The organism is Brevundimonas vesicularis (genome assembly GCF_032067225.1).
In the GTDB taxonomy this organism is placed as follows: domain Bacteria; phylum Pseudomonadota; class Alphaproteobacteria; order Caulobacterales; family Caulobacteraceae; genus Brevundimonas; species Brevundimonas vesicularis_F.
This window is the reverse complement of sequence record NZ_DAMBJX010000100.1, coordinates 1-5,917: the sequence shown is the minus strand read 5'-3', so window position 1 is coordinate 5,917 and position 5,917 is coordinate 1. Positions and strand designations below refer to the sequence as shown.

3 protein-coding genes are annotated in these 5,917 nt (G+C 69.5%); 1 reads left to right on the top strand and 2 read right to left on the bottom strand.

Annotated elements, in window-relative coordinates; genetic code table 11:
- Nucleotides 1-75 precede the first annotated feature (75 nt).
- Both ybaK and RT123_RS15400 read right to left on the bottom strand, forming a co-directional pair.
- Nucleotides 76-549, bottom strand: coding sequence for a Cys-tRNA(Pro) deacylase (gene ybaK, locus RT123_RS15405; RefSeq protein ID WP_284876540.1), 474 nt, complete (start codon nucleotides 547-549; stop codon nucleotides 76-78).
- A gap of 1 nt (nucleotide 550) precedes the next feature.
- Nucleotides 551-3,406: an ATP-dependent DNA helicase gene (locus tag RT123_RS15400; RefSeq protein ID WP_313010094.1), complete on the bottom strand. Its 2,856-nt coding sequence runs from the start codon at nucleotides 3,404-3,406 to the stop codon at nucleotides 551-553.
- Nucleotides 3,407-3,557: 151 nt separating this feature from the next.
- Here RT123_RS15400 and RT123_RS15395 point away from each other — a divergent pair.
- The coding region (locus RT123_RS15395) for a ligase-associated DNA damage response DEXH box helicase (RefSeq protein ID WP_313010096.1) at nucleotides 3,558-5,917 on the top strand (2,360 nt) is incomplete at its 3' end.

Sequence of the window (5,917 nt, the reverse complement as noted above, 5' to 3'; positions counted from 1 at the left end):
GGCCCTTGCGGCTGTGTCGCTTGGTCGTCGAGGCGTCGGTCATGCCGGACCTATAGCGCGCCGCACCTCGCCCTTCTAGGCGGTCAGGTCAGCCAGCACCGCCTTCGCCGCCCGCCGCGCATCCTCCGGCGCCAGCCCCAGCAGAAGCCCCCGCTGGCCGCCGTTGATCAGGATCTGATCGAACAGGATGGCGGTTTCGTCCATCGCGGTGGGGACGGCCTTTCGCTGGCCGAACGGGCTGACCCCGCCGACCTTGTAGCCTGTCAGCCGTTCGGCGTCGGCAGGCTTCATCATCTGGGCCGACTTGGCCCCCAGCACCGCCGCCAGCTTCTTCATGCTGACCTCGCAGTCGGACGGCACGATGACGCAGGCCGGAGCGCCGTCGATCAGGACCATCAGGGTCTTGAACACCTGTTCAGGCGCCACGCCCAGCGCCTCGGCGGCCTGCAATCCCACGCGCGGCGCGTCGGGATCATAGTCGTAGGGAAACAGAGCGAAGGCGACGCCGGCCTTGGTCAGGGCGACGGTCGCGGGCGTGGTCTTGGACATCCTAAGTCGTCTCGGGGTTCAGGAAACTGCGGGTCAGCTCGACCGCATCGGCCAGGCCCATGCGCTGGACCTCGGTCCCTGGCGGCAGGCTGGCGAACAGGCGGGTGGGGGTGGCGGCGTCCAGCATCAGGAACACCCCCTTATCGTCGCCGCGCCGGATCAGCCGGCCGAACGCCTGGGCGATGCGGGCGCGGGCCAGCGCATCGTCATAACCCTTCCCTCCCAACCGTTCGCGCCGCGCTTTGTGCAGCAAATCCGGGCGCGGCCAAGGCACACGGTCGAAGGCGAGCACCCGCAGCGACCGTCCAGGCACGTCAACCCCGTCGCGCACGGCGTCGGTGCCCAAAAGGCAGGAATTCTCCTCGACCCGGAACATGTCCACCAGCGCCCCGACCTCCAGCGGATCGACGTGCTGGGCATATAGAGGCACGCCCGACTTCGCCAGATCCGGCCCCAGCCGCTCATAGACCGCCTTCAATCGGCGAATGGCGGTGAACAGGCCGAGGCCCCCGCCGCCCGCCGCCAGGAACAGTTCGCGCATCGCCGCCGCTGTCTGGCGCGGATCGTCCTTGACCAGGTCGTTGACGACGATGACCCGGCTGTTGGCGGCATAGTCGAACGGGCTCTCGACCTTCAGGGTGCGGGGCGGCTCGATCAGACGCGCCGAGCCGGTCCGCATCCGCGCCAGGTCGAACGGGTCTTCCTGCAAGGGATCGGACAGGGTGGCCGACGTCACCAGCACCCCGTGCGACGGCACGATCACGGCGGCCTCCAGCGGGACGGTCGGGTCGATCCAGTGGCGACGCAGGGCCACGTCGTGAATGCGCCCGAACGCCGTCTCGGCCGACAGCCAGTCGACGAAGTCGGGATCGGGCTGATCTCCGCCGTCCTCCAGCGCCGCCAGCATGGAGCGCCAGCCCGGCAGGGTCATGCGCGCGCGCCGGTCCAGCCCGCGCAACGCCCCCTCGATCCGCGAGCGCTGCGAGCCGTCCAACTCGGCCGCCTCGTCGTCGAGGATGTCCTCCAGATGCCGCGACAGGGCCAGAAGGGGCGCCTCGATGGCGGCCAGGGCCTGGGCCGCCGCGCGGGCGGTCTCGGCGACCGGATCGGTCACCGGCTTCAGCGCGCACTCCATGCCGAACTCGGGGCCGCCATAGGTGTGGGTCTCCGCCGTGCGGGCGCGCAGCTGGTCCAGGGCGGCGGCCAGGAAGGCTTCGATCGGGCCGATCGGATTGACCTCGCCCGAGGCCGGCGCAACGCGGCCCGACACGCCTTCGCCCGGCAGGGCGGCGGAGGCGCGGATGGCGTCCTGCAGCGCCTTCATCGCCGCCTCATTGTCGTTGACCATGTCGCCCAGCCGCTGTTCCAGCCCCCGACCGCGACGCCCCCGCCCCTCCGGCCCGCGGATCCAGCGGCGCAGCTCGGCAGCCTCCTGGCCCGACAGACAGGCGGAAAAGGCGCTGTCGGCGGCGTCGAACAGGTGGTGGCCCTCGTCGAAGACGATCCGCTTCAGCGCCGCCGTCTCACCGTCCGACTTCTGGCCCCGCGCCGAGCGCGCGCCGTCGAACGCCGCCTGGGTCAGGACCAGGGCGTGGTTGGCGATGACCAGATCCGCGCGGCGGCTGGCGCGGATCGTCTTTTCGACGAAACAGGTGCGGTAGTGGGGACAGGCGGCGTGGACGCACTCGCCGCGCCGATCCACCAGATTGGCCGCTCCCGCCGCATGGGCCGCCGGCATAGCGAACAGGCCGGGCAGCCAGCCAGGAAAGTCCCCGCCCGTCATGTCGCCGTCGCGCGTATGCAGCGCCCACCGCCCGGCCAGCGCCAGGCCGATCAGGTCGCCATTCCCCAGCTGGGCCGCCTGCACCATGTCCTGCAGATTAAGGACGCACAGATAGTTCTCGCGCCCCTTGCGGATCACCGCCTTCTTCTTGCGCTCGGCCGGATCGGGCCACAGCGAATGGCTTTCACGGTCGATCTGGCGTTGCAGCGCGCGAGTATAGGTCGAGATCCACGCCGCCCCCTGGTTCCGCTCGGCCCATAGGGAGGCGGGCGCCAGATAGCCCAGGGTCTTGCCCGTGCCGGTCCCCGCCTCGGCCAGCAGCATGCGGGGCCGCCCCTCTTCGTTCCTCGGCGAAAAAGCAAAGGCGGCTTCGGCGGCGTAGTCCGATTGGGTCGGTCGCGTCTCGTCCAGACCCGAGGCCTGAAGCAGCTTCTCCAGCCGAATGCGGGCGCTCTCGCTGTCGACCGGCGCCGATCCCGCCTCGCCGCGCGGCGCCTCGTCTTCCCATTCGGTCAGCCGCGACCAGACATCCATCCCGGACCCGCGATGCTGGCGCGCCCGTACGCCGCCGGCCTCCAGCGCCTGAACCACCCGCTCGCCCCAGGCCCAGCCCGTCCGCTGCATCGTCAGCGCCAGGACATAGGCCGCCTCGCGCTCGACATAGGCCGGATCAGCCAGTTCGCGCAGCAGCAGCCCCGCCGCCTCACGCAGGGCCGCCGCCTGTTCCTCCGCCGACTTCGGCTCGGCCAGCCCCAGCGACAGCGCCAGCCCCGTCGGCGACGGCGCACAGAACCGCGCCGGCCGCACGAAGGCGTAAAGTTCCAGCACATCCATCAGATCAGCTGATCGCGGCGGCGGGGTCAGCCCCAGCCGGCGCGCCGTCAGCGACGCATGCGCCACCATCACCGGCCCGGTGCTGAAGAACCCCTCGGCCGCCCCGCGCCCGATCTTCCTGGCCCCCGCCTCGTCGCACACCGCACCTGCGCCCGGCGGCGTGGCGAGCGCCGGCGGCAAGTTCGCCCACGGCTGGGCGCCGCTCAGGCGGGTTTCGGAAATGACGGATTCGTCGGACACGTCCGATAGATAGCGAGCCTGGGGCTGAAACGGAACGGGAACATGCTATATCCCGTCCGTGACGACCGCCGCCGCTCCCGCAACGCTTCCGCCCCTGTTCGCCGACTGGTTCGCGTCGCGCGGCTGGGCGCCCCGGCGACATCAGCTGGAGATGGTTGCGGCGGGGGAGGCCGGCCGCCACGCCCTGCTGGTCGCGCCGACCGGCGGCGGCAAGACGCTGGCGGGGTTTCTGCCCAGCCTGATCGACCTGGCCGAGCGCGGACCGAAGCCGGCGACCGGGGCGGGGTCGGGGGTGCATACGCTTTATTTGTCGCCGCTGAAGGCCCTGACGACGGACGTTGAGCGCAATCTGATGACCCCGATCCGCGAGATCGGGCTGAATATCCACGTCGAGACGCGCACCGGCGACACCAAACAATCCAAGCGCCAGCGACAGCGTGATTTTCCGCCCGACATCCTGCTGACCACGCCCGAGCAGTTGGCCCTGTTCTGCGCCTGGGAAGGCGCGCGTTCCTATTTCGCCGATCTGAAATGCGTGGTGCTGGATGAGGTGCATGCGATCTGGAGCGGCAAGCGGGGGGACCTGCTGTCGCTCGGGCTGGGCCGCTTGCAGAGCTTCGCACCCGACATGCGCCGGGTGGGTCTGAGCGCGACCATCGAGGATCCCGATCTGATCCGGGGGTGGCTCAGTCCCTCGCCCGGCGTCGCGGACGTGGCCTTGGTCCGCGGCGACCCCGGCGCGCCGGCGGTCATCGACGTGCTGATCTCAGAGGGCAAGGTCCCTTGGGCCGGCCACACCGGCCAGCACGCGATCCCGGAGGTCTATGCCGCCATCCAGCGTTCGACCCTGGCGCTGATCTTCGTCAACACCCGCTGGCAGTCGGAGTTTGTGTTCCAGCAGCTGTGGGCCATCAACGACGAAAATCTGCCCATCGGCCTGCACCACGGCTCGCTTGCCGCCGAGCAGCGGCGCAAGATCGAGGCGGCCATGGCGCGCGGCGATCTCAGGGCCGTGGTCTGCACCTCGACGCTGGATCTGGGCATCGACTGGGGCGACGTGGATCTGGTCATCCAGATGGCCGCGCCCAAGGGCTCCAGCCGCCTGGTCCAGCGGATCGGCCGCGCCAACCACCGGCTGGACGAGCCGTCTCGCGCGCTTCTGGTGCCCGCCAGCCGGTTCGAGATGCTGGAGTGCCAGGCGGCGCGCGAGGCCGTCGCCGACAACGCCTTCGACTGGGAGCCGGTCCATATCGGCACGCTCGACACTTTGGCCCAGCACGTCATGGGCGTCGCCTGTTCCGAGCCGTTCGACATGCAGGTCCTGTATGACGAGATCACCGGCAGCGGCCCCTATCGCGCCCTGACCTGGGAGCAATTCGAGGAGGTGGTCGATTTCGTCGCCACCGGTGGCTATGCGCTGCGCACCTACGACCGGTTCGCGCGGATCGTGCGCACGCAAGACGGCCGCTGGAAGGTCCGAAACCAGCATATCGCCCAGCGCCACCGCATGAATGTCGGGGCCATCGTCTCTGCAGGAACGCTGAACGTCCGCGTCGCCAGCCGTCGCGGCGGCGCCTCGCGCCAGCTGATCGGCGGCCGCAAGGTGGGCGAGGCCGAGGAGTGGTATTTCGAACAGCTGACACCCGGCGACACCTTCCAGTTCGCCGGCCAGACCTGGGCGTTTCAGGGCATCACCGGGACCGACGCTCTGGTCACCCACGCCAATGACAGCGACCCCAAGATTCCGTCATGGGGCGGATCGAAGTTCCCGCTGTCCACGTCGCTGGCCGACCGGGTGCGGACGATGATCCACGACCGCGACCACTGGCGTGTCCTGCCGCCCGACGTGCAGGAATGGCTGGAGTTGCAGGAAACCCGCTCGGTCATTCCCGACGCCGAATCCATGCTGGTCGAAACCTTTCCGCGCGGCAGCCGGCATTTCCTGGTGGCCTATCCGTTCGAGGGCAATCTGGCCCACACCACCCTGTGCATGCTGCTGACCCGGCGGCTGGACCGGATGGGCGTCGGGCCTCTGGGCTTTGTCGTGACCGACTATTCGCTGGCGATCTGGTCGATCAAGCCGATGGACACGATCGATCTGGACGCCCTGTTCCAGCCGGACATGCTGGGCGACGATCTGGAAGCCTGGCTGGAGGAAAGCTTCATGATGAAGCGATCCTTCCGCAATTGCGCCCTGATCTCGGGCTTGATCGAGCGCCGCCAGCCCGGCGCCGAAAAGACCGGCCGGCAGGTGACCTTCTCCACCGACCTGATCTACGACGTGCTGCGCCGCCACCAACCTGACCATCTGCTGCTCAAGACCGCCCGCGCCGACGCCGCCTCCGGCCTGCTGGACGTGGCGCGCCTGGGCCAGATGCTGACCCGCATCGAGGGACGCATCCGCCACCAACCCCTGAACCGCGCCTCGCCCTTCTGCGTGCCAGTGCTGGTCCAGATCGGACGCGAGCGGGTCAGCGGGGACGCCGCCGAAATGATCTTGGACGAAAGCGC